This is a genomic window from Nonomuraea antri (assembly GCF_013283785.1).
Taxonomy (GTDB): domain Bacteria; phylum Actinomycetota; class Actinomycetes; order Streptosporangiales; family Streptosporangiaceae; genus Nonomuraea; species Nonomuraea antri.
Map to the genome: position 1 here is coordinate 35,948 of NZ_JABCPZ010000032.1, position 22,517 is coordinate 58,464.

Consider the following 22,517-nt stretch of genomic DNA (forward strand, 5'->3'; position numbering starts at 1 on the left):
TCAGACGACCCCGGCGTAGACCCAGCGGCCGTCGAGCCGCACGAAGCGGCTGTGCTCCTCCATCTCGCCCGGCCGGCCGCGCTCCACGTAGTGGGCGCGGAAACGGACCGTGCCCTCGGTGTGGAACGTGCTGCCGCCGGTGGTCTCCAGCACCTCCAGGCGCACCCAGCGCAGCTTCCTGTCGAGGCCCACCTGGGCGGGCCGGCTCGACGGATGCCAGGTGCGCAGCAGATACGCCTCGTCGCCCACCCCGAACGCGCTGAACCTGGAGCGCATGAGCTGCTCGGCGGTGGCGGCCGCGCGCTCGCCCCGGTGGAGTCGGCCGCAGCAGTCGGCGTACGGCGCGGGCAGGCCGCACAGGCAGGAGGACGGGGACATGCTCACCATTGTGTCCCACCGGCGGCGGTGAGCTCGCCCGCCGAACCGGACACCAGCGCGGTCAGCGTGGCGCCGAGCGGCGCGTCGAGGGTGAGCGCGGCCGCCGAGTCGCCGCGCGTCGGACCCTGGTTGACGATCGCGATCGGGATGCCCAGCTCCGCCGCCCTGCTGACGAACCGCAGCCCGGACCTGACCGCCAGCGACGAGCCCAGCACCAGCAGCGCCCGCGCCCCGCACACCAGCGCGAAGCATTCGTCGACGCGCGGCTTGGGCACGTTCTCGCCGAAGAAGATCACGTCGGGCTTGAGCAGCCCGCCGCAGCCGGTGCAGTCGACCACCCGGAACCCGGCGACCTGGGCGTCGGTCAGCACCGCGTCGCCGTCGGGGTTGATCTGCCCGGCCGCCGCCTCCCAGCCGGGGTTGGCGGCCACCAGCCGTTCCTCCAGCTCGGCGCGGGCGGTGCGCGCGCGGCACGACAGGCACACCACCCGGTCGAGCCCGCCGTGCAGCTCGATCACCCGGCGCGCGCCCGCCGCCTGGTGCAGGCCGTCGACGTTCTGGGTGACGATGCCGCACACCAGCCCGCGCCGCTCCAGCTCGGCGACCGCGCGATGCCCGGCGTTCGGCGCGGCTTCGCCGATCCGCCGCCACCCGACGTGGCTGCGCGCCCAGTAGCGCCGCCTGGCCTGGCCGCTGCCCACGAACGCCTGGTACGTCATCGGCTCGGCCCGCCGCGCCAGCCCGGTGGGCCCCCGGTAGTCGGGAATGCCGGACTCGGTGGACAGCCCGGCCCCGCTCAGCACCGCCACCCGGCCGCCGGCCACCAGCTCGGCCAGCGCACCGAACGTGCTCTCGTTCACCACTCCATGGTGCACGACGGCCGGCACCGCTTCTCACTACGATCTGCGCATGGAGAGCTTGGACTACGCGCCGCCGCAAAACCTGATCCCGTTAGCCCTGGCGGTGGCCGCGATCGCGCTGCTCGCGGCCGCCGCGGGAACCGGCCGCGCCCGGCCGTGGCGGCCGCTGGGAGGGCCGTGGACGATGGCCCTGGTGGGGGCCTGTTTCATGCTGTCGGCGCTGGTGATCGCGTTCGCCGACCTGGGCGAGGACGAGCAGGCGCTCGCGTTCACGGGTCCCCGGCTGCGCACGTGTCATACGCGAGCCCTGGGCTAGGACAGCAGCTCGACCGTGCCGCGTTCGCCGTCCACCCTGATCCTGTCGCCGTCGCGCAGCCGCATGGTGGCGTTGCCGGTGCCGACCACGGCGGGGATGCCCAGCTCGCGGGCCACGATCGAGGCGTGCGACAGCGGCGCGCCCAGGTCGGTCACCACGGCCGCGGCCCGGGGGAACATCGGGGTCCAGCCGACGTTCGTGAGCGTGGTCACCAGGATCTCGCCCGCGCCCAGCCGGTCGCCGTCCTCGGGGCCTGAGATCACCCTGGCGATGCCCTCGACCACACCGGGCGCGCCGGGGAAGCCCGACACGGTGTCGCTCACCGGCGCGGTGCCGCCGCGCGCGTCGTGGATGTCGGCGCGCCGGCCGGGGTCGGCCGCCCAGCGCACCGGGTCGAACCGGCCGACGATCAGCGCCGGGTACGCGGGCAGCGCCGCGTACTGCTCGTACGTGGCCCGCCGCACCTCCACCCGCTCCAGCGGGGCGAGGTCGCCGCGCAGCACGGCCAGGATCTCCTCCAGATACAGGTGGAACAGGTCGTCACCGCGGCCGGTCAGCTCGCCGGCCCGCAGCACGAACGCGCGCAGCGCCCAGAACGCCCGGATCGTCTCCGACCGGGTCGACTCGCGGTCCCTGACGACGGCGTTCCAGCGCCGCACCCGGGCCCGCATCTTCGTCTCCTTGCCCGGGTAACGCTCGGCGAAGCGTGCCCAGGCCTCCTGCCTGGCCTTCTCCTGGCGGGCGAGCAGCGACTCGGTGCCCGCCCGCAGGTCGCGCAGGCCGGCGAGCTGGGCGTCGATCCAGGCCGGGTCCTCGCCGGGGCGCGGGATCGACACCTCGAACTCGTGCGGCCCGCGGTGGCCGTAGGCGCGGGCGAACTCGTCCCTGGTGATCTCGCCGTGGGCCAGCCTGGTCAGGCCCATCACCGGGCCCAGGCTGGCCAGCTCGCCGTCGGTGTTGACGCCGGTCAGCATGGCCTCGGCGGCGGTGTCGCCCATCAGCTTGCGCAGCCTGTCGCGGGTGTAGACGAGTGTGCTGCCGCCCTGCCGGCCGGCCGCCTCCAGCATGCGGCAGGCGGTGACCAGGTACGGCTCGACCTCAGCCGTCCACAGATCGGCCAGCTCGGGCCCCGACTGCGTGGCCGCGATGCGCTCGCGCACCCGTTCGCCGCGCTCGCGCGCCCCTGCCAGGAAGTCCGGCATGTCCTTGAGGCTGTCGCGCACGCGCTTCCTGATGCGCATCGCCATGGGCAGCACGGCCTTGATGATCTGCCAGCGGGAGAGTGCCGGCACGGGCACGTCCAGGCCGGGCGGGAGCTTGCCGAAGACCTGCTCGACCGCGCCGAGCCTGCCCTGCATGCCCAGCGCCCTGGCCACCGCGAACGTGATGCTGAGGTTCATGTAGAAGCGGCCGCCGATGTTGCCGACCAGGTCGAACCCGGGCAGCGTCGAGGCGGACATGGCCTCGTGGATGAACAGGCGCACGAACGACCAGGTGGCGGGCGTCATCACGTCGGGGATGGCCTCGCCCAGGTTGCCCGCCGTCCACAGGTAGTCGCCCTTGAGGCTGTCGTTCCACTCCTCCACCTGGGGCCTGAGCCCGGTGATGGGCCGGGCCTGGACGATGGCGAACGCGCCGTCGCGCCTGGCCCACTCGACGTCCATGGGGATGCCGTACAGCTCCTGGACGCGGGCGCCCAGCTCGGCCAGCGCGAGCGCCTGCGGCTCGTCGAGCACCGCGCGTGCGCGCAAATCTGCGGGCACGGGCCGCTCCTCGGTGCCGGTCTCGGTGCGCACGGTCATGACCGTCTTGTCGGCCACCTGGAGCTGGGTGACCGCCCCGCCGGAGATCACCACGGTGTCGGGCGTGACCTGCCCGCCGACCACCGCCTCGCCCAGCCCCCACGACGCGTTGACGACGATCTCGCCGCGATCGCCGGTCACCGGGTTGGCGGTGAACATGACGCCTGCCGCGTCGGCGTCGACGAGTTCCTGGACCACCACGGCCAGCGCGACGTCGTCGTGCGCGACGCCGTTGTGCTCGCGGTAGGCGATGGCGCGCGGGTTCCACAGCGAGGCCCAGCAGCGTTTGACCGCGTCGAGCAGCCCGTCGCCGCGTACGTTGAGAAACGTGTCCTGCTGCCCGGCGAACGACATGTCGGGCAGGTCCTCGGCGGTGGCCGACGAGCGGACCGCCACCGGCACGCCGGGGCCGAGCGCGTCGTAGGCCCGGCGGATCTCGGCGGCGGTCTCCGCCGGCATCTCGCGGGCGGCGAACAGCGCGGCCGCCCGTTCGCCGGCGCCGGACGCGGCGGCCAGGAGCAGCTCGTCACGGAAGTCGGCGACGAACGCCCGGTAGGCGTCGGTGGTGATGTGGAACCCGCCGGGGACCGGCAGGCCGGCCCTGGTCAGCCGGGCCAGCGAAGCGCCCTTGCCGCCTGCCGTGGCCAGGTCGGCCGCGGCGGCGTCCAGAGGCAGTACGGCACTCACGTCACACGCTCCTCGATAACGGTTGATTCGACGCCCATCGAGGCCGCCAGCTTGCGCCTGGCGATCTCGTCGATGGCGTCGAGATAGCCGGAGGTGGCCCGCGCGACGGCCGCCGCCCGGCCCGCGGGCAGGGGTTCGCCGGTGGCCAGCGCGCGCTCGACGGTGTCGGCGACCAGCTCGGCCAGCCGCTCGTCCGGCACCGGCGAGCCACCCGGCAGCAGCCCGGGCAGCAGCAGGAAGCCGTACACGACCGAGCTGATCACCAGGGCGTGCTCGCCCGGGGCCACCGGGCGCACCGCGCCCAGCGCGACCAGCTCGGCCAGGTACGCCTCGAACGCGCCGCCCAGCTCCAGCGCGCCGGGGGCGCGGTCCTTGCGCCTGGTGAGCTTGCCCAGCACCCGGGTGTCGCCGATCAGCAGCGCCTTGAGCAGCGGGCGCCGCAGCATGCCGAGGCTCAGCTCGCCGAACAGCGCGCGCGGCGATCGCGGCGCCCGCTCGCGTGCCTCGGCCAGCATGAGCACCCGCTCGCGCCGCAGCAGCGCCGCGAACAGCGCGTCGCGCGTCTTCCAGTGCAGGTAGATGGTGCCCTTGGCGACCTCGGCGCGGCGGGCCACGTCGTCGATCGTGGTCTTGTCGTAGCCCCAGCGCAGGATGAGCTCGGCCGCGGCGTCGAGGATCGTGTGCGCTCTGGCGAGCTGACGCTCGGGGTCGAGTGCCGGACGTCCACGCGGCATCCCGCTCCACCTCCCAAATGTTTGACTAGATGATGCTATTTGGTCATTTAATTAACTACAAGTTCATCCAGCACGGCGCGGGCGGGGGCCGTAGCGTAGATCCCATGGCGAAGGCGTTCTGGATCGATCAGGAGCTCGACAGGGACCGCGGCGGGCGCTATGCCGTGCACGTGCGCAAGAACCTGGAGGAGTTCGAGTGGGGCGACATCGCCCCGGTCAGGTTCGCCTGCGCGGCCTGGCGGCTGGCCACGCCGCCGTCGCTGACGCCGGGCCACGTCCGCTGGGACCGGCGCATCCTCGACGCCACCTGTCTGCGCAACACCTACGACGGCTCGCTCAACGCCCGCATCACGCTGGTCTCCCCGCTGCCCGAGCAGCTGACCCGCTCCCGCGCCTGGTGGCGCGACCGGGGCTGGACGGGCTGGCAGGCGAGCTTCGGCCAGTACGTCGAGCCGACCCAGGAAGACCTGGCCAGGATCCCGTTCCTGCGCGCCACGCTGCTCATCGAGGCCCCCGTGCCGCTCGACGGCCTGCCGCCCGAGCCCGAGGGCCCGCACGACCAGGTCGAGCAGAGCGCGCACCGGGCGCTGGTGGTGCTGGTGCGCGAACTGAACGCGCTCGTGACCCCGGTGCTCGACCAGCTCGACTCCTGAGCACGGCGTTCCTGGGGCTCGCATTCCTGGGGCCCGCATTCCTGGGGCTCGCGTGGGTAGCAGAGGCCCATGAGGATCCCGATCGTCGTGCTCGCGGCAGTCGCGCTCGCGGCGGCCGGGTGCGCCGTGGACACGGTCTCCCCCGCCCGTGCGGCCGAGCGTTTCCACGCCGCGCTCGGCGCGCATCGGGAGGACGCCGCCTGCGCGATGCTCACCAGGCGGACCGCGGAGAAGCTGCCCGACCCCGGCCAGAGCTGCCCCGAGGCGCTGCGCGAGCTGGGGCTCGGCCCCGGCGGCCGGGTCACCGAGGTGTCCGTCTGGGGTGAGGACGCGCAGGTGCGCCTGGCCGGAGACACCCTCTTCCTGCACCGTTACAGCGACGGCTGGCGGGTCAAGGCCGCGGGCTGCGAGCCGGTGCGTGACATGCCGTACGAGTGCGAGGTGGACGACTGATGCGTACCGTCTTCACGCTGACCGCCCTGCTCATCGTGGTCGGCCTGGCCTGGTTCTTCGCCATCGGGTGGTCCCGCCTATGAGGTGGCTGAAGAAGAACTCGCTCTCGCTGGCGTTCATGATCATGTTCGTGCTGGCGCTGGCCGGTCAGGCCGTCGCGGGCCTGCTGCAGTACAACGACGAGCAGATGGTGCAGGGCGCCGAGCCGGTGTCGCTGCTCGACTACGTGGCCTCCTCGGCCTTCGCGGTGAACGTGGCCGAGAACTGGCAGTCGGAGTACCTGCAGTTCCTGCTGTTCATCATGCTCACGGTCTGGCTGGTGCAGCAGGGCTCACCGGAGTCCAAGGAGCCGCACAAGGCCGGCGCCGAGTCCGACGAGGACCAGCAGATCGGCCCGTACGCCGACGACGACTCCCCCGCCTGGGCGCGGGTCAAGGGGGCGCGGCTGTGGCTGTTCAGCAACTCGCTCGGGCTGGTGATGGGGACGATCTTCCTGCTGTCGTGGCTGGCGCAGTCGGTGGCCGGGCAGGCCGCCTACAACGCCGACCGGCTCGGGGAGCTGCGTGATCCCGTCACCTGGAGCTCGTACGTGACCTCGCCGGAGTTCTGGGACAGGAGCCTGCAGAACTGGCAGTCCGAGCTGCTGGCCGTGTTGTCGATGGTGGTGTTGTCGATCTACCTGCGCCAGCGCGGCTCACCCGAGTCGAAGCCGGTCGGCGCCGCTCACTCGGCGACGGGCGTGGAGGGCTGACCGGTGACGACGGCCACGATCCTGGTGCCTGGCGCGAACTCGCCGCGCCCGGCCAGGTCGATGATCCCGGCGAGCATCTTCGCCACGTAGATCTCCTCGACCCGGTGCACGGCGGCGAACCGGCGCAGCTCGGGGGTCGTGCGGGCGTAGCCGCCGAAGTGGTGTTCGAGGTCGATCGACCAGTTGTGCCAGGTGCGCCCGTACGCCTCACGCTGCAGCCGGGCCACCTCGTCCGCCAGGAAGCCGGCGCCCTTCAGCACCGCGAAGCCGAGCGCCCGCCGGCCCTCGGCGAGCCCGGCCGAGATGCCGGCCAGGGTGCCGCCGGTGCCGACCGGGCAGCAGATCACGTCGTAGTCGCCGCCGATCTCCCCGGGCAGTTCGGCCATGCCGCGCACGGCGGCCGCGTTGCTGCCGCCCTCGGGCAGGATCGCCACGTCGTCGCCCCACCGCTCGCGCAGCCGCGCCCGCATCTCCGGGGTGTGCTTGAGCCGGTAGGCGGCGCGGTCGAGGTAGGTGAGCGTCATGCCGCAGGCGGCCGCGTAGGCCAGCGAGGGGTTCAGCGGCAGGTGCTCCTCGCCCCTGATCACGCCGATCGTCTCGATGCCGCGCTCACGCCCGGCCTCGGCCAGCGCGCGGATGTGGTTGGAGTACGCCCCGCCGAACGTCAGCACCCGCCGGTGCCCCAGGTTGTACTTGAGCTTGCGCGGCTTGTTGTCGTCGTGGACCAGGAAGAGCCGGACCGGGCCGAGCGCTGGATCCACGAACTCCTGCATGGCGCTAGTCTACGGTCGGGCCTTTGTTGAGGAGTGTTCGATTATGCGCGTTGTTGAAGCTTTTCGTTCCGCCTTCGGTGCGGACCCCGAGACGGTCTGGCACGCGCCCGGCCGGGTGAACCTGATCGGCGAGCACACCGACTACAACGACGGGTTCGTCCTGCCGTTCGCGGTGCCGTGGGGCGTCACGGCCGCCGTCAGCCCGCGCCAGGACAACCGGATCCGCCTGCTGTCGATGCAGGCCGAGGGCGAGCCCTTCACCTTCCGCGAGTACGAGGAGGCCACGGGCTGGGCGCGCTACGCGGTCGGCGTCCTGGCCGTGCTGGGTGACCGGGTGCGCGGCGCGGACATCGCGATCGACGGCGACGTGCCGCAGGGCGCCGGCCTCAGCTCCAGCGCGGCCCTGGAGGTGTCGGTCGCCTCGGCGCTCAACGAGCTGTACGGACTCGGCCTGACGCCCATGGAGATCGCCCTGCTCAGCCAGAAGGCCGAGAACGACTTCGTCGGCATGCCCTGCGGCATCATGGACCAGGCCGCGTCGGCGCTGTGCCGCGAGGGCCACGCGCTGTTCCTCGACTGCCGCTCGCTCGGCTCCAGGAACATCCCGCTCGACCTTGCCGCCCATGGGCTGAGCATCCTCATCATCGACACCCAGGCGCACCACGAGCTCGCCGACGGCGAGTACGCCAAGCGCCGCGCGGAGTGCGAGTCCGCGGCGCGCAAGCTGGGCGTCGACGCGCTGCGCGACGTCACCGACCTGGCGGGCGCGCTGGAGCTCCTGCACGGCGACGAGCGCAAGCGCACCATGCACGTGGTCACCGAGAACCACCGCGTGGAGGCGCTCATCGGGCTGCTGCGCGCGGGCAAGCCGACCGAGATCGGGCTGCTGCTGAACTCCTCGCACCTGTCGTTGCGCGACCAGTACGAGGTGTCCTCGCCCGAGCTGGACGTGGCGGTGGAGGCGTCGCTGCGCGGCGGCGCCAGGGGCGCGCGCATGACCGGCGGCGGGTTCGGCGGCTCGGCGATCGCGCTGGTGGCCGAGGAGCGGCTGGACGGGGTCAAGGAGTCGGTCTCGGCGGCCTACGCGGAACGCGGCTGGCAGGCTCCTCGCTTCCTCCCGGCCACCCCGTCCTCCGGCGCCCGCCGCCTCGTCTGACCCCCGCCCCCGTCACTCCAGGGAGGCAGTCAGAGGGGCGGGAAGTTCGGCGGCCGGCGCTCCAGGAAACCCGCCACCCCCTCGGCGAAGTCCGGCCGCCCGAAGGAGGCCAGCATCTCCCTGGTGGCCTCCTTCGCCGACTCCTCCAGCGACACGTCCCAGTCCCGCCACACCTGCCGCTTGATCACCGCCATCGACGCCGGTGAACTGTGCACGGCCAGCTCCCGCGCGTACGCCTGCGCCTCGGCCAGCACCGAGTCACGCGGCGCCGCCCGGTTGGCCAGCCCCAGCGCCGCCGCCTCGGCCCCGGTGAAGACGCGGCCGGACAGCAGCACGTCCATGGCCCGCTGCTGGCCCATGATCCGGGGCAGCACCCACGACAGCCCGTACTCGGCCACCAGCCCGCGCCGCGGGAACGCGGTGGTCCACTTGGCGTCGTCGGCGGTGAACACCAGGTCGCACATGAGCGCGTGCACCATCCCGAGCCCCGCGCAGGCCCCGTTGACGGCGGCGATGATCGGCTTGCCGATGGTCGTCGGGTAGGTGTTGGGCCGCGGGTCGGGCTTCTCGTCGTAGGCGCCGGTCTGGATGGCGGCGAGCGTCTTGAAGTCGGCGCCCGAGCAGAACCCCCGCCCGGCCCCCGTCACCACGACGGCGCGCACCCCGGTGTCCTTCTCGGCCTGTTCCAGCAGGTCGAAGTAGCGGCGTCCCAGCGCGTCCGTCCATGCGTTGAGCGTGTCGGGACGGTTGAAGGTCAGCGTGAGCACACCCTGGTCGAGCGCGGAGAGCACGAGTTCCGTCATGCAGTAACAGAATCATGTTCTAGCCGGGGAAGGCAACCGGGCGAGCCGATTTGCCCGCGCAGGTGCCCGCGTACCAGGCTTGGGACCAGGAAGAGCAGGAGGTCTCATGGCGCGTGCCGGATTGACGGCCGACCGGGTGACGGAGGCGGCCGCGGATCTGGCCGACTCCGTCGGGTTCGACAACATCACCATCTCCGCCCTGGCGCGGAGCTTCGGAGTCAAGGACGCGAGCCTGTACTCCCACGTCAGGAACGTCCAGGATCTCAAGACCCGGGTGGCGGTGCGCGCCGCCGCGCAGCAGGCCGAGCTGGTGACCGACGCGATCGCCGGGCGCGCGGGCAAGGACGCGCTGATCGCGTTCGCCGCCGCCTACCGGGAGTTCGCGCTGGCCCATCCGGGCCGCTACGCCGCCACGCAGGTCCAGCTCGACCCGGCGATCGTCGCCCAGTCCCCCGACCCGGTGCGGGCCGAGGCGGACAAGGCGGTCAAGCGGGTGCACGACACCATGCACGCGCTGCTGTCGGCGTACGGGCTGAGCGAGCCCGACTTCACCGACGCCGTACGCCTGCTGCGCAGCACGTTCCACGGGTTCGTGGCGCTGGAGGCGGCGGCCGGGTTCGGTCATCCGCGGCCGCCGCACGAGTCGTGGCGGCGGATCGTCGAAGCGCTCGACGGCACGCTGCGCCACTGGCCGCCGCCCGACTCCTCCGGCTAACGGTGGTGCACTGCCAGCGGTGGTGCACTGCTAGCGGTGGTGCACTGCTAGCGGTGGTGCACTGCTAGCGGTGGTGCACGAAGGCCGGGGTGAGCGAGCACGTGTCGTAGTAGCGGTGGAAGACCGGCGTCGTGCTGCCCGACAGCGGCGGCACGATCCACGACCAGTCGGCCGGGCACGGCCGTCCCGCCTTCTCCTCGCGCTCCAGGTGCGTCAGGAAGCGGTGCGACTCGGTGTGGTGGTCGGCCATCGTCACCCCGGCCTGGTCGAAGCTGTGCAGCACGGCCACGTTCAGCTCCACCAGCGCGTGGTCGCGCCAGAGCGAACGCTCGCTGGAGGTGTCCAGCCCCAGCCGCCGCGCCACCACCGGGAGCTGGTCGTACCTGTCGGCGTCGGCGAAGTTGCGCGCGCCGATCTCCGCGCCCATGTACCAGCCGTTGAACGGCGCGCAGGGATAGCACACGCCGCCGATCTCCAGGCACATGTCCGAGATGGCCGGCACGGCGTGCCAGCGCAGCCCCAGCTCGGCGAACCAGGGGAACTCCGGATGCGTGATCGGCACCTCCAGCACCGCGTCGCCGGGCAGGTTGCACAGCAGCGGGTCGCCGTGTCCCGGCTGGATGATCAGCGGGAGCACGTCGAAGTGCCCGTGACCGCCCCGCCAGCCCAGCCGCCGCGCCTGCTCGGTGAAGGCGGCGTAACGCGGGTCGCCGACGAAGGAACCGTCCCGCGCCCGGTATCCGGCGTAGCGGATGAGCTGCTCGTTGAGCACCCGGGGCCCGGGTCGGGCGGGCGTGTCGGGGGCGAAGACGGTGATGGTGGGCCTGATCTTGCCCTGTCCCGTGGCCTCGCGCAGGTGGCCGACGCACTCGACGGCCACGCCTTCCGCGCTGGTCACGTCCCTGCGGTCGCGCAGCCTGAGCGAGCGCCAGTAGAGCCTGCCGATGCAGCGGCTGCTGTTGCGCCAGGCCACCCTGGCGCCGAATTCGAGCTCGTCGAAGGTGTGGACGTAGGTGCCGCGGCGGGCCACCTGCCTGGCGACGTCGCGCAGCCGGGCGTGCAGGCCGCCCGCGGCGGGATGCTCGGCGTGGAAGAGCGTGATGAAACGCTCCGCCTCGCGGAAGTCGACCGTCCGCTCGATGAACCCCTGAGCGGCGACCGGGTCGAAAGGACGTAGAGAACTGATCCAGGTACGCAACGCGACCAGCACTTTCTCGCGCGGAACGCCCCGCCGGTTCCGGGTCGGCGGCACGTCCTGATGGCGGTGCCTCTCCCACCGCCATGACGGTTGGCCCGCGGCGATTCCATCCTTCCCCGTCAGACCCGCCCTTGTCCCGCCAAATGGAAAATCAGGTGATCTGTCGGTTACGCCATGTCACGGGCGGCGGACCAGCCCCAGGTCCATGGCCGCCAGCACGGCCGAGGTGCGGTCGGAGACCCCGAGCTTGCCGAACACGCGCAGCAGATGCGTCTTGACCGTGGCCTCGCCGATGAACAGCCGCCGGCCGATCTCGCCGTTCGTCAGGCCCTGGGCCACCAGTTCGAGCACTTCGCGCTCGCGCCCGGACAACACCGGCGCCGGCCGCCGCCCCGCAGTTCGCGGGGCCGTGTACGCGGCCAGCCGGGCGGCCACGGACGGCGACAACACCCGTTCCCCGCGCGCCGCGGCCCGCACCGCCCGTGCCAGCTCGGCCTTTGAGACGTCCTTGAGCAGGTAACCGGCGGCCCCGGCGGAGATCGCGCGCAGGATCTCGGCGTCGTCCTCGTACGTGGTCAGCACGATGATCCGGTAACCGGGGCCCAGCCTGGCGATGGCCGTCACGCCGTCACCGCCGGGCATGCGCAGGTCCATCAGGATCACGTCGGGCCGCAGCCGGGGCGCGACCGCCACCGCCTCGTCCGCCGACCCGGCCTCGCCCACCACCTCGATGTCCGGCTCACCGACGAGCATGCCACGCAGGCCCTCGCGGACGATCGGATGATCGTCCACGATCACGACGCGAAGCACGGCAGCTTCCCGTTCACGATGCCGGGCAGGCCCGTCCTCACGGCCACGACGCCGAACGCGGCAACTCCCACGGTCACGACGCCGGACATGTCAGCAGCTCCCACGACCACAACACCGAACACAACAACAGCTCCCGATCACAACACCGAACACGGCAGCTCCACGGTCACCTGCGTGCCGGAGCCCGGTGCGCTGTCCACGGTGAGCGTGCCGCCGAGCGCGCCCACTCGGCCGCGCATGGCCCGCAGGCCGTAGCCGTCGGTGGCGGCGGTGGCGGCGGCCGGGTCGAAGCCGCGGCCGTCGTCGCGCACCGACAGGCGCACGCTCGCGGCGCCGTAGTCGACGCTCAGCCGCGCCGCACCCCCGCCCGCGTGCTTGCGCACGTTGGCCAGGCTCTCCTGGGCGGCCCGCACCAGCGCCAGCTCCACGGCCGCGGGCAGCGGGACGGGCTCACCGCGCACGCTCACCTCGACCGGCAGCTCGAAGCCCTTGGCCAGCCTGGTCAGCGCCTCCTCCAGCGATGCGCCCGTCAGCGCGGGCGGGGCGAGCGCCGCGATGAGCGCCCTGGTCTCGGCCAGGTTCTCCTTGGCCGTACGAACCGCCAGCGCCACGTTCTGGTCCCCGGCCGCCGCCGCGCCCTGCAGCAGCATGATGATCCCGGTGAACCCCTGGGCCAGCGTGTCGTGGATGTCACCGGCCAACCGCTCGCGCTCGGCCAGCACCCCGGCCTCCTTGCTCACCTCGGCCAGCTCGCCCCGGGTACGCTCCAGCTCCTCGATCAGCAGGGCCCGCTCGTGGTTCTGCCGGCCCAGCCGGTCGATGAACACGCCGAGCAGCGCGCTGGCCGAGAACATCACGGTCATCACCCCTGTGGTGATCAGCGGATGGATGCCGGTCAGCTCCAGGATCTGGATGCCCGGCGCGATCCACATCGCCACCATCACCGCGACGGCCTGCGCGGTCCTGAACGACATGAACGCCATCGGGATCAGCGCCGACAACGCGACGGCCGAGGCCGTGGCCAGCGTGTGGGCGACGGGGAACAACGCGACCATCACGCCGGCGTGCCACCAGCTCTCCCTGACCGGCACCTCCGCGGTCGCCGACCGCACCGCGGTTCGGCCCCACACCACGTACGACAGCGTGATCAGCAGCAGCGGCACGACGGCCAGCGCGGACTCGCCGTCAGCGACGATCGCGACAATGGTCACGATCAGCACGAGACCAAAGAAAGCATCCCAAAAAGGGTAAGAACGCAGCCAGGCGTTCTCTCCCCGCGCATCCACGGGACTCCCGCCATCCATGATCCAGAGTTTTTCGCTCTTACCGCCCTATGTCCACCGATCGGTGGATACAGCGGGAAAGGCGATCACGTGATCGTGGAGCCATGAATCAGAAGGTGTACCTGAACGTCATGCTCATCCTGTCGATGCTCTTCGGCGCCCTGGTCGCGGTGCTCGCGATCTTCCACCTCGGCAACGTCGGCACCGTGGCCGTCATCGGCGGAATCATCCTCGCCATTGGCTGGGCACTTACGGGAATCGTGCCGAAAAAGAGCGACACCAGCCGGTGACGGGGGCGCCTGAGGCCCCTTCCTTCAACCGGGGAAGGGGCCTCAGCCCTGCCCACCGCCCTTCCGCACACACGGACCTTCCCGCAGACACGGGACGGGATCACAAACACGGGCCTTTCCGGAGACACGGACGGGATCGCAGGCACAGGCCTTTCCGCAGACACGAACAGAGCCTTACATTCAGGACGTGATCTCGTCCAAGCAGGAAGACCGCCTGATCCTGCGCCCCCTGGTCATCACGCGCATCGCGAACCTCATGGGCCCGATCCTCATCATTCCGATGCTCACCCTCGGCGTGTTCGGCGGCGCTCTGCCCGCCATGAACATCACCCCCTCCCCGGCCGGAGAATGGGTCTTGACCGTGCTGTTCGGCCTGTGCTGCCTGTCGGTGCCCGTCATGGCCGTACGGGTATGGCGCTTCGCCGTGATCTGCCTGCCCGACCAGGTCATCGTCCGGGGTTACCTGTGCAGCCGTACGGTGCCGATCGCCCGGGTCATCGACGTAGACGCGAACTCGGTGCTGCGCTGGCGCGACACCGACCGAGCGCACCGGAGAACCCCGATTCGCGCCTTCCAACTGCCCCACAAGGTGATAACGCCGGTGCGGGAGCACGCACAGAAGTCTCTGGAGCGGCTGTCGGAGTGGATCCAGGAACACCGCGAACGAGCCGGCTGACCAGCCGGCAGGCGGCCGGAAACGACTGAGGCCCTCTCACCTGTTCCCAGGAGGAGGGCCTCGATCATGCAAGCTTCACATACGAGCGATCGCTTCGCTGTGAAGCAGACTTGTAGATCATTTAAAAAGCAGGCGTTCCACCATCAAGCTGCCGACGGAGTAGGAATCTTTACCCACCCGGAGCAAGGTTCCCACAGTGGTCCTTATCGGACTTTGGATTACATTTTTACCAATGGCGCGTGGAGCACAATCTCACGATGCAGGATGTGCATACGCAGCAGTCACCATTGGAGAGCCAAGCCATCAAGGACGCCCGGCCCTCCGGAACGGTACCCGGGGAGAGCCTGACTTATGACCGATCATCGAAAGCGCAGCGTGGCACGCCAGTGGTTGCTGGCGCTCGGAGTTGCTCTGCTCGTCGGCCTGCTGTCGGTGGGCTCTCAGGCTGTCCTGCCTACCGGATGGGGCCCCTCGGCCCTGGAAGCAGCACTTCAGTTCTTTGTGGCAGTTGTTCTGGCGGCAAGCGCCAGCTACATTACAACCGAAGCATCGAACAGAATATCTAATCCCTCCGTACAGGATCAGGGATCGTCCGCCAAACGACCATCCAAGACGTTCTTGCGGCGCCCGAAATTCTGGGGCTTCCTTCTCGCTTTCACAACGGTGGCCATTTGTTCGATATATCTTTACAGGCCACTGCTGCCACCATCTCTTGCCGGGCCCGAGCATGTCGGCGGACTGGACATAGGCAAGTACTGCACCTCGCACGGTTTCAATGGAAAGTACAAGGAGGCCTGCTACCTTCACGTAGAAGAGGAAGAGATATGTAATTGGCAACACAAAAAGACGGACTGGAAGCTGGAGTACACGGATCCCAAAGATCTGGAGAGCGGCATATGCTTCGACGACAAGGGGAGATCCACCAAAAAGGGCATTGAAGCGATGCTCGCGTTTTGTCAGACAAAATTCCCACAGATTTCCAACATCACATACGAGAAGCGAACCGAGGTGTTTCGATGGCACTGCGAGATCGCGTTCGACAGGGATGTCATCTGCATTTCGCAGTACAGAGAAAAAGAGCTTGTGGCCATCAAGGACGAGAAGAAAGATGCCTGGGGGTGCTATCGCCCTCGAAAGCTGTGAGACGTTCATCCATTTCTCCCACCCGTAGGGGTAGCGGGACTGACGCGGGGCTACCTGGCGCACACCCGCTGTGGGCCAGGATGGCGGCGGCCTGCGGCTGGCCTGCTAGGGCTTGACTTGGGACGACAGCAGGCGGCCCTCAGGATGAGGTCCGTACAACGCTCTGGGCGTGACTTCCGGGTTGAGCACGACTCCAAGCTGCTGTAGAGCGTCGCATTATTCAGTTTGATCGGATCGACCTTGGTAAGCCCTGACTCCTCGGCGTGGAACGTACGTGTCCACTCGCCTCGGTTGCATTCATGATTTGAGTCCCGGAGACTTCCTTGGGCAGGCAGCGGATCAGGATGATATCGCCAAGTGAACCCTCGACCATCAGCCGGCGTACTCCTCGAGGCTCTGGGCGAGAAGTTCGGCGCGTACGTCATTACGTCACTCCTCACCGGCATGCGGCCCGAGGAGGCGCGCAAGCTCCTTTGGGATGCGGTGGTCCTGAAAGGGAAGCTGCCGTCCATCTCGGTCCTACGTGCCGATCGGGGCACCGAACCCGCCAGAACGCCCAACGACTGGCGGCCGGTGAGGCGTGGGGGAACACGGCCTCGTCCTCCCCGTGACGACGGAACCATGCTCGACCCCATGCGCGGCCTGCGAGCGATCACCAAGAAGGCGGGCATCGGGACCCGCTGGAAGGTGCGGGAGCTCCGGCACTCCTTCGTCTCGATCCTGAGTGATGGAGACGTCTCGGTGGAACGCATCGCCGATCTCGTCGGGCACTCGACACGCAACACGACCCAGACGGTCTACCGGCACCAGATCCGGCCGGTCATCGTCCACGGTGCCGAAACCATGGATGCCGTCTTCGGGAACGGCGACCACGCCGGGTAGTGGCTCCTGGAACGACTCAGGCCCCTCATCCTGGATCCAGGAGAGGGGCCTGAGCTCTGTCTTCCTCGGCTTTGCCGAAGCTCCCGCGATAGGACTCGAACCTATAACCTGCCGGTTAACAGCCGGCTGCTCTGCCGTTGAGCTACGCGGGATCGTGCGTCTGCGCTGATCGGCTGGGCTTTCGGGCCCTTCCGTTCGGCGCAGGAATAGATTAGCGCACTCCGGGAGTGCGTGTCGCATCGTGAGCGGGGTAGGCCCGGAGACAGCGGAGGTGCGAAATGCGTTATCGGATGACATTCGCCGTCGGCATGGCCGTCGGCTACGTGCTGGGCAGCCGGGCAGGACGGGAGCGCTACGAGCAGATCAAGCGCATGGCGCAACGCGTCGCCGACAACCCGAGGGTCCAGGAGACCGCCGGGGTGGTCGGCGCTCAGGCGTCGAGGTTCGCCGGAATGGCCAGGTCGAGGATGGGTGACACGCTGCAGCAGCGCATCCCGTTCCTCGGCGGGAACGATCGCCACGCCGACACCGGCGTGGGCTGGCCCGACGACGACCTGGCCGAGAAGAAGGCCCGCGAAACCGGCATCCCGTACTGACAGGCCGTACTGACAGGCCGCGAGACCGACATCCTGTACTGATCGGCCGCGAGACCGGCATCCCGGTACTGGCCAGCCCGCAGCGCCTGGCCCGCCAGGCGCGGCGTGGGTGTGCCGTAATTCACACGCCCATGCTGCGCCGCACCCCCTCCAGGGCCTGTTCGGCCTGGGCGCGCAGGCCGGGGTCGGCGGGGTCGAGCCCTTCGTCGAAGACGAACGTCCAGCCGAGCACCTCGCCGCCGGGCGGCCGCCTGGCCACCAGCCGAACACCACCTCGCCCGGGCAGGCTGACGTGCTTGTTCACCACGATCGTGGCGTTGACGCGCTCGCGCAGGGTCTCGGGCAGCAGGTGCGGCTCGGCGACGGGCGCGGTGTGCCGCTCGCCGTCCGTGGTGACCAGGTTGAGCCCCTGCTCGTCCCAGGAGGCCCGGTCGACCTCCTCGTACGGCACCCGGCTCCGGTCCGGCAGGTACAGCGCCAGCGTGGTGGCCACCACGTAACCCTCGTCGGACGGAGCGAACGTCAGCACCCGCTCCCCACGCCCCAGATCCAGAGATTTGCGCACATCAGCGGGCAACCGGCGGAAGAAACTCATTGAATTACGTTATCGGCGAGCAGGTCGAGGGTGAGCGCCGCACTCCAGGAGAAGTCGCGGCAGCCGCGCCCGCTCCCGTCGAACGGGTCGAAGCACTCGCGGAACCCGGCCTGCCGCACCAGCCGGAGCGTGCCGTTGGTGAGCTGCTGGCCGAGCTGGTCGAGCGAGTGCACCGCCGCCGCCCTGCGTAGCAGCCAGTTCGTGTTCACCCAGGACGGCCCGCGCCAGTAGCGGGTCCTGTCGAACTGAGCGGCCCTGATCTCGCAGCTCGGCACCGGGTAGCCGGTGGCGCCCATGAACCTGGCAGACTCCAGCAGTTCCACGGCCGCGTGCAGCTGGTCGCCGGGCAGCCCGGGATCGAGCAGCGGGCCGAACGAGCCGACCGTGCAGACCTTGATCAGGCTGCCCGCCCGCAGGTCGCGGGCGTAGAAGCAGCCGTCCCAGAGGCGGTCGAGCAGCGCCTGCCTGATGCGTTCCGCCTGTTCGAGGTGCGGACGCGGGTCGGCCATGGCCAGCGGGGCCAGCTCGGCCAGCGCCTGGCAGGAGGCCAGCCAGATCCCGTTGAACATCGGGTCCTCGACCGCGAACGGGTGCTCGTCACGCAGGTACGACGAGCTGTAGCCGGCGTTGCGGTACTGCATGGCCAGCCAGACGTAGCGGTCGTGGTCGCTGTCGGGGTGCCGTTCGTCGAACTCGACGTTGCGGTAGCCGTACCTGATCTCGGGGAGTGCGGCCAGCGGCGGGTCCCAGGCGGGGCTGTCGTCCATGCCCGACTCCCACGGGTGCACGATCGCGGCCAGTCCCGCGCCGCCGAGGTCGCGGGCGGAGGCCAGGTAGGCGTGCTGGGCCAGCAGCGCGGGGTAGGCCAGCCGGACGAAGGCCGCGTCGCCGGTGTGGCGGTAGAGCCACCACAGCGCCAGCCCGTGCAGCGGCGGCGCGGTGAGACCCGAGGTGAGCACCCGCGGCGGGGCGTGCTCGTGGTCCTGGGAGCGCCAGACGGACGGGCCCGGGAAGTACGCCTCGGGCGTGTGGAAGACGATGTGCGGGATCATCCCGGTCGACCACTGCCCGCGCAGCAGGCTGAGCAGTTCCTCGCGGGCGCGCTCGGGGCGGTGCCTGGCCAGGCCGATGACGACGAACGCCGAGTCCCAGCTCCATTGGTGCGGGTAGAGGCCGGGCGCGGGCACGGTGCCAGAGCCGGTCCAGTTCGCCTCGAGCACGGCCAGCGCCTCGCGCCCGAGCGCGGCGTCGTCTACCGCGGGCCGCGCCTCCATCAACCCACTATGCCCCGCGACGCCGCGAGACGCTATGACCTCGGGGCGCTCTTCGAGTTGGCCCACTTCGACACGAACATGACGCCGGCGGCCACGAGGCCGATAATGAGAGCCCACTTGAGCAGCGTGAAGAGCAGCCCCACGAGCGGGCCGAGCAGGAACAGAGCGGCGACGATCGCCGCGACGATGAGAAGAACGCGTGTCATGTCTTAGACGGTAGGAGATCGTTAAGCCGATTGCAGGCGTCACAGGGTTGAATCAGGGACAAGTCAGGGGTTCCCCTACCCTCGTGGAACCAACCGCTCGACCACCCCGTTGACGGGTTAGGACGACGGGGGCGCCGGGGGGCCCTCTTCACGGGGAGCGTGATGAGTCTGGGACCACCCATGAGCAGGGAAGGCGCCGAGTACGCCCTGCGGGCTCGGGCCGAGGAACGCGACCGCATCTCCGGTGACCTGCTCGATCTCGAATCGCACACGACCTACCAGCTGCTGAAGGGCGCGACCCTGCGCGGCGCGACCCACGGGCGCTGGAGCACCGCCCACACCGCGCTGGCCGAGCTGTGGACGCTCAACGACGCCTACCGCGCCGTCTTACGCGAGGCCGAGCGGGTCAGGGCCATGCGCGGCCGATTAGGCGGCGAGCAACTGGCCGAGCTGACCGAACTGCTGTCGGGCGCGTCGGTCGTGCTGCCGGCCACGGCCAAGCCGGTCGAGCAGCGCTCGCTGCTGCCCCGCACCGACGAGCACCTGACCCTCGACGAGACCGTGGCCAGGATGGACGCGGCCTTCCGCGCGGTCACCGGCGCGCTGAGCGACATCGACGCCGTGTGGAACGCCGCGCTCCCCCGTCTGGACGCCGCCGACGCCGCCCTGCGTGAGATCCGCGACCTGGAGCGCGGGCTGGGCGAATCCCTCGACCTGACCGGCCAGGAGACCGCGCTGCGCGACCTGCGTGCCGGGGTGCTGGAAGATCCGCTCGGCACGGCGTACGAGCAGGAGCTCGAAACGCTCGCCCGGGTGCTCGCCGAGGCCCGCGCCGACCTCGACCGGGCGGTGGCCGTCAAGGCCGAGTACGCCAGGCGCAGAGAAGACCTCATCGCCGCGCTCGACCTGATGCGCGCCGCCGAGAGCGAGGCCAGGCTGGCGCACGGCGCGGTCGTGGTCAAGATCGCGCTGCCGCCGCAGGCGCGGCCGCGCAGCCGCATCGACGCACTCACCGACGACCTCGGCGCGCTCGACGCGGCCGGCGGCGCCTGGGTGCAGCGCGCCAGGCGGCTGTCGGCACTCGAACGCGACGCCCAGACCGCCGCCGACCAGGCACAGGCCACCGCGCGCGCCCTGTACGGGCTGGTGAGCAGGCGCGACGAGCTGCGCGGCCGGCTGGGCGCCTGTCAGGCGATGGCGGTGCGCCGCGGGATGGCCGAGCACGAGACCGTCTACGAGCTGTACGAGCGGGCGCGCACGCTGCTGTGGAGCGCCCCCTGCGATCTGACCGAGGCGGCCGCGGCCGTCGAGCGCTACCAGCGTGCGATACACGGAGGTGGGCGATGACCCGCTGCGCGCAGCCCGGCTGCACCGGCACGATCGACGAAGGCTACTGCGACCTGTGCGGCCTGGCCGAGGGCAGCGCCGCACCCGAGCCCCAGCCCGCGGCCCCGGCCTCGTCGCCGATCTCGCAGCGGACCCAGCCCGCCGCCACCCGGAGCGGGCCGGTGAGCGGCAGCGGCCGTTCCCGCGCCGGGGTGCTGGGCGGGCTGAGCGACCTGCCGTCGGTGCCCTACCGCGATCCGGCCGGCGCGGTGATGACCGACCCGATGGTGCCGGAGGAGAAGCGGTTCTGCGCCAACCCGGCCTGCGGCCAGTCCGTCGGACGCTCCAGGGAAGGACGTCCTGGGCTGACCGACGGATTCTGCCCGCACTGCCGCACCCAGTTCTCCTTCACCCCGAAGCTGGGCAAGGGCGACCTGGTCGCGGGCCAGTACCGGGTGCTCGGCTGCCTGGCGCACGGCGGACTCGGCTGGATCTACCTGGCCGCCGACGAGAACCTGGACGGCCGCTGGGTGGTGCTCAAGGGCCTGCTCAACACCAACGACGCCGAGGCGCTGGCGGCGGCCGAGGCCGAGCGCACGTTCCTCACCACGGTCGACCACCCGAACATCGTCAAGATCTTCAACTTCCAGCGTTCGGCCGGGCTCGGCTACATCGTCATGGAGTACGTCGGCGGCCAGTCGCTGCACGAGCTGCGCCGTCAGGGGCCGCTGCCGCTGCGCGAGGCGCTGATGTACGGGCGGGAGATCCTGCACGCGTTCGGCTACCTGCACGAGCACGGCCTGGTCTACTGCGATCTCAAGCCGGCGAACGTGATCAGGGTCGGCACCCGGCTCAAGCTCATCGACCTGGGCGCGGTGCAGCGCATCGGCTCGCCGCCAGGCACGTCGTGGGCCACGGTCGGCTACCACGCCCCCGAGCTGGACACCCGGCCCTCGTCGGTCACCTCCGACCTGTACACGGTGGCCAGGACCCTGGCCGTGCTGACGATCCCGTCGTTCAGCCCGGTCAGGAGCGGTGCGGCCAACCCGCTGCCGCAGGACTGCGGGAACGAGTCGTTCACCCGGCTGCTGCGCAAGGCCACCGCGCCCAACCCGGCCGACAGGTTCCAGAGCGCCTGGGAGATGGAGGAGCAGCTCGTCGGCGTGCTGCGGGAGATCAGCGCGGCCGAGGACGGCGTGCCGTTCCCGGCGCCGTCCACGCTGTTCGGGCAGGAGCGGCGGGCGGTGGGCACCGCGCTGTCCGACGATCCGGGACGGGTGTTCGACCCGCTCGACCCGGCCGAGGTGGCGACCGCGCTGCCGGTGCCGCTGGTCGATCCGGCCGACCTGGCCGCGGGCTCGCTGGCCGGGCTGCTCGGCCGCTACAGCAAGGAGCTGATCTCCCAGCTCGCCGCGATGCCGCCGACCACGGAGACGAAGTTGATGCGGGCCAGGCTGCTGGCCGAGGAAGGCGCGTCGGCGGCCGAGGCCGAGCTGGACGCGCTGGCGCTCGAACTGCCAGGCGACTGGCGGGTGCCCTGGTATCGCGGGGTGCACGCGCTGGTCACCGAGCACGCGGACCGGGCCGTGGACCTGTTCGACCGGTGCCTGTCGATGCTGCCGGGCGAGCTCGCGCCGAAGCTGGCGCTGGCGTTCGCGACGGAGATCGCCGGTCGGCCGGCCGCCCGCTGGTACGAGAGCGTCTGGCGTACCGACCACGCCTACGTGAGCGCGGCGTTCGGGCTGGCCAGGGCGGGCAGGATCGATCTGCTCGACGAGGTGCCCGCCAGCTCCAGCCACCGGGTGGCCGCCCAGGTGGCGATGGCCGCCGCGGTGCTGCGGCGGCCCGACCTGAGCGGGCTGAGCGCCGCCGACCTGGTCGGGGCGTCGGACCGGCTGGCGAACCTGGCCGACCTCGACCCGCGCCGGCGCGACCTGCTCACCGCCGAGCTGCTGCGCCGCGCGCTGGATTGGCTGGAGAGCAATCCGCCGCCGTCCGGGATGAAGCTGGCGGGCTCGTGGTTCCGCGAGCAGGACCTGCGCAAGGGGCTGGAGGCCAGGTACCGGAGGCTGGCCGTGGTGGCGGACTCGCGTCAGGAGCGGCACGCCTTCATCGACCAGGCCAACGTCGTCCGGCCGAGGACGTGGCTGTGACGGC

Annotated in this window: 25 protein-coding genes and 1 tRNA gene; 13 read left to right on the forward strand and 13 right to left on the reverse strand. The window is 70.7% G+C overall.

Translation table 11 applies throughout. The features are described from left to right. Complete coding sequence (locus HII36_RS13505) at positions 1–378, reverse strand: YchJ family protein (RefSeq protein ID WP_217369480.1); 378 nt, start codon at positions 376–378, stop codon at positions 1–3. Between the two features lie 2 nt (positions 379–380). Then, the gene (locus HII36_RS13510) at positions 381–1,238 is read right to left on the reverse strand and encodes an NAD-dependent protein deacetylase (protein ID WP_328807705.1); all 858 of its coding nucleotides are present in this window, start codon (positions 1,236–1,238) and stop codon (positions 381–383) included. Between the two features lie 49 nt (positions 1,239–1,287). On the opposite strand from HII36_RS13510, the gene HII36_RS13515 reads away from it, so the two are divergent. Then, positions 1,288–1,554: a hypothetical protein gene (locus HII36_RS13515; protein WP_173523491.1), complete on the forward strand. Its 267-nt coding sequence runs from the start codon at positions 1,288–1,290 to the stop codon at positions 1,552–1,554. Here HII36_RS13515 and HII36_RS13520 read toward each other — a convergent pair. Together HII36_RS13520 and HII36_RS13525 are read right to left on the reverse strand one after the other, a co-directional pair. Further along, positions 1,551–4,043, reverse strand: coding sequence for a PEP/pyruvate-binding domain-containing protein (locus HII36_RS13520; protein ID WP_173523492.1), 2,493 nt, complete (start codon positions 4,041–4,043; stop codon positions 1,551–1,553). The genes HII36_RS13515 and HII36_RS13520 overlap by 4 nt on opposite strands. Then, positions 4,040–4,777 carry a TetR/AcrR family transcriptional regulator gene (locus HII36_RS13525; protein WP_173523493.1) on the reverse strand — a complete coding sequence of 246 codons (738 nt, stop codon included), beginning with the start codon at positions 4,775–4,777 and terminating at the stop codon, positions 4,040–4,042. The genes HII36_RS13520 and HII36_RS13525 overlap by 4 nt, the downstream gene beginning before the upstream one ends. 104 nt (positions 4,778–4,881) lie before the next feature. Between HII36_RS13525 and HII36_RS13530 the strand changes: the two genes are divergently transcribed. The 3 genes from HII36_RS13530 to HII36_RS13540 all read left to right on the forward strand — a co-directional run bounded on the left by HII36_RS13530 (position 4,882) and on the right by HII36_RS13540 (position 6,634). Beyond that, positions 4,882–5,430: a hypothetical protein gene (locus tag HII36_RS13530; RefSeq protein ID WP_173523494.1), complete on the forward strand. Its 549-nt coding sequence runs from the start codon at positions 4,882–4,884 to the stop codon at positions 5,428–5,430. Between the two features lie 69 nt (positions 5,431–5,499). Continuing rightward, positions 5,500–5,883: a hypothetical protein gene (locus tag HII36_RS13535; RefSeq protein WP_173523495.1), complete on the forward strand. Its 384-nt coding sequence runs from the start codon at positions 5,500–5,502 to the stop codon at positions 5,881–5,883. A gap of 79 nt (positions 5,884–5,962) precedes the next feature. Then, on the forward strand, positions 5,963–6,634 hold the full coding sequence (locus HII36_RS13540; RefSeq protein ID WP_173523496.1) for a DUF6766 family protein: 672 nt from the start codon (positions 5,963–5,965) through the stop codon (positions 6,632–6,634). Here HII36_RS13540 and HII36_RS13545 read toward each other — a convergent pair. Further along, on the reverse strand, positions 6,607–7,407 hold the full coding sequence (locus tag HII36_RS13545) for a 1-aminocyclopropane-1-carboxylate deaminase/D-cysteine desulfhydrase (protein WP_173523497.1): 801 nt from the start codon (positions 7,405–7,407) through the stop codon (positions 6,607–6,609). The genes HII36_RS13540 and HII36_RS13545 overlap by 28 nt on opposite strands. A 43-nt stretch (positions 7,408–7,450) precedes the next feature. Here HII36_RS13545 and galK point away from each other — a divergent pair, with 43 nt between their 5' ends. After that, positions 7,451–8,563, forward strand: coding sequence for a galactokinase (gene galK / locus HII36_RS13550; RefSeq protein WP_173523498.1), 1,113 nt, complete (start codon positions 7,451–7,453; stop codon positions 8,561–8,563). Between the two features lie 29 nt (positions 8,564–8,592). Here galK and HII36_RS13555 read toward each other — a convergent pair whose 3' ends face one another. Next, complete coding sequence (locus HII36_RS13555) at positions 8,593–9,366, reverse strand: enoyl-CoA hydratase-related protein (protein WP_173523499.1); 774 nt, start codon at positions 9,364–9,366, stop codon at positions 8,593–8,595. 106 nt (positions 9,367–9,472) lie between these two features. On the opposite strand from HII36_RS13555, the gene HII36_RS13560 reads away from it, so the two are divergent. Continuing rightward, positions 9,473–10,081 (forward strand): TetR/AcrR family transcriptional regulator, encoded by a 609-nt coding sequence (locus HII36_RS13560; RefSeq protein ID WP_173523500.1) that lies wholly within the window; start codon positions 9,473–9,475, stop codon positions 10,079–10,081. A gap of 64 nt (positions 10,082–10,145) precedes the next feature. Here the strand turns inward: HII36_RS13560 and HII36_RS13565 are convergent, their stop codons facing one another. The 3 genes from HII36_RS13565 to HII36_RS13575 form a co-directional block, all read right to left on the reverse strand. Then, the gene (locus HII36_RS13565) at positions 10,146–11,333 is read right to left on the reverse strand and encodes a nitric oxide synthase oxygenase (RefSeq protein ID WP_328807706.1); all 1,188 of its coding nucleotides are present in this window, start codon (positions 11,331–11,333) and stop codon (positions 10,146–10,148) included. A 123-nt stretch (positions 11,334–11,456) separates the two neighbouring features. Then, complete coding sequence (locus tag HII36_RS13570; protein ID WP_173523501.1) at positions 11,457–12,089, reverse strand: response regulator; 633 nt, start codon at positions 12,087–12,089, stop codon at positions 11,457–11,459. Between the two features lie 137 nt (positions 12,090–12,226). Further along, a complete protein-coding gene (locus HII36_RS13575; protein ID WP_217369481.1) occupies positions 12,227–13,300 on the reverse strand; it encodes a sensor histidine kinase in 1,074 nt (357 codons plus the stop codon). A 176-nt stretch (positions 13,301–13,476) separates the two neighbouring features. Here HII36_RS13575 and HII36_RS13580 point away from each other — a divergent pair, with 176 nt between their 5' ends. The 4 genes from HII36_RS13580 (at position 13,477) to HII36_RS58620 (ending at position 16,363) form a co-directional block, all read left to right on the forward strand. After that, a complete protein-coding gene (locus tag HII36_RS13580) occupies positions 13,477–13,662 on the forward strand; it encodes a hypothetical protein (protein ID WP_173523503.1) in 186 nt (61 codons plus the stop codon). 187 nt (positions 13,663–13,849) lie between these two features. Continuing rightward, entirely contained in the window at positions 13,850–14,338 is a 489-nt protein-coding gene (locus HII36_RS13585) for a hypothetical protein (RefSeq protein ID WP_173523504.1), read from the forward strand. A 351-nt stretch (positions 14,339–14,689) separates the two neighbouring features. Next, entirely contained in the window at positions 14,690–15,481 is a 792-nt protein-coding gene (locus HII36_RS13590; RefSeq protein WP_173523505.1) for a hypothetical protein, read from the forward strand. Positions 15,482–15,838: 357 nt separating this feature from the next. Then, entirely contained in the window at positions 15,839–16,363 is a 525-nt protein-coding gene (locus tag HII36_RS58620; protein WP_173523506.1) for a tyrosine-type recombinase/integrase, read from the forward strand. 80 nt (positions 16,364–16,443) lie between these two features. On the opposite strand, the gene HII36_RS13600 is transcribed toward HII36_RS58620, so the two are convergent. Beyond that, positions 16,444–16,515 (reverse strand) — tRNA-Asn (locus tag HII36_RS13600). A gap of 126 nt (positions 16,516–16,641) precedes the next feature. Between HII36_RS13600 and HII36_RS13605 the strand changes: the two genes are divergently transcribed. Then, positions 16,642–16,959, forward strand: coding sequence for a YtxH domain-containing protein (locus tag HII36_RS13605; protein WP_173523507.1), 318 nt, complete (start codon positions 16,642–16,644; stop codon positions 16,957–16,959). Between the two features lie 121 nt (positions 16,960–17,080). Here HII36_RS13605 and HII36_RS13610 read toward each other — a convergent pair whose 3' ends face one another. The 3 genes from HII36_RS13610 to HII36_RS13620 all read right to left on the reverse strand — a co-directional run bounded on the left by HII36_RS13610 (position 17,081) and on the right by HII36_RS13620 (position 19,034). Continuing rightward, the gene (locus HII36_RS13610) at positions 17,081–17,488 is read right to left on the reverse strand and encodes a hypothetical protein (RefSeq protein WP_328807707.1); all 408 of its coding nucleotides are present in this window, start codon (positions 17,486–17,488) and stop codon (positions 17,081–17,083) included. A gap of 62 nt (positions 17,489–17,550) precedes the next feature. Further along, on the reverse strand, positions 17,551–18,828 hold the full coding sequence (locus HII36_RS13615; protein WP_173523509.1) for an amylo-alpha-1,6-glucosidase: 1,278 nt from the start codon (positions 18,826–18,828) through the stop codon (positions 17,551–17,553). Positions 18,829–18,860: 32 nt separating this feature from the next. Further along, a complete protein-coding gene (locus tag HII36_RS13620; RefSeq protein WP_173523510.1) occupies positions 18,861–19,034 on the reverse strand; it encodes a hypothetical protein in 174 nt (57 codons plus the stop codon). A 180-nt stretch (positions 19,035–19,214) separates the two neighbouring features. Between HII36_RS13620 and HII36_RS13625 the strand changes: the two genes are divergently transcribed. Together HII36_RS13625 and HII36_RS13630 are read left to right on the forward strand one after the other, a co-directional pair. Further along, positions 19,215–20,381, forward strand: a complete 1,167-nt coding sequence (locus HII36_RS13625) for a hypothetical protein (RefSeq protein ID WP_173523511.1) — start codon at positions 19,215–19,217, stop codon at positions 20,379–20,381. Beyond that, positions 20,378–22,513 (forward strand): serine/threonine-protein kinase, encoded by a 2,136-nt coding sequence (locus HII36_RS13630; protein ID WP_173523512.1) that lies wholly within the window; start codon positions 20,378–20,380, stop codon positions 22,511–22,513. Before HII36_RS13625 ends, HII36_RS13630 begins: the two co-directional genes overlap by 4 nt. Positions 22,514–22,517: the final 4 nt, after the last annotated feature.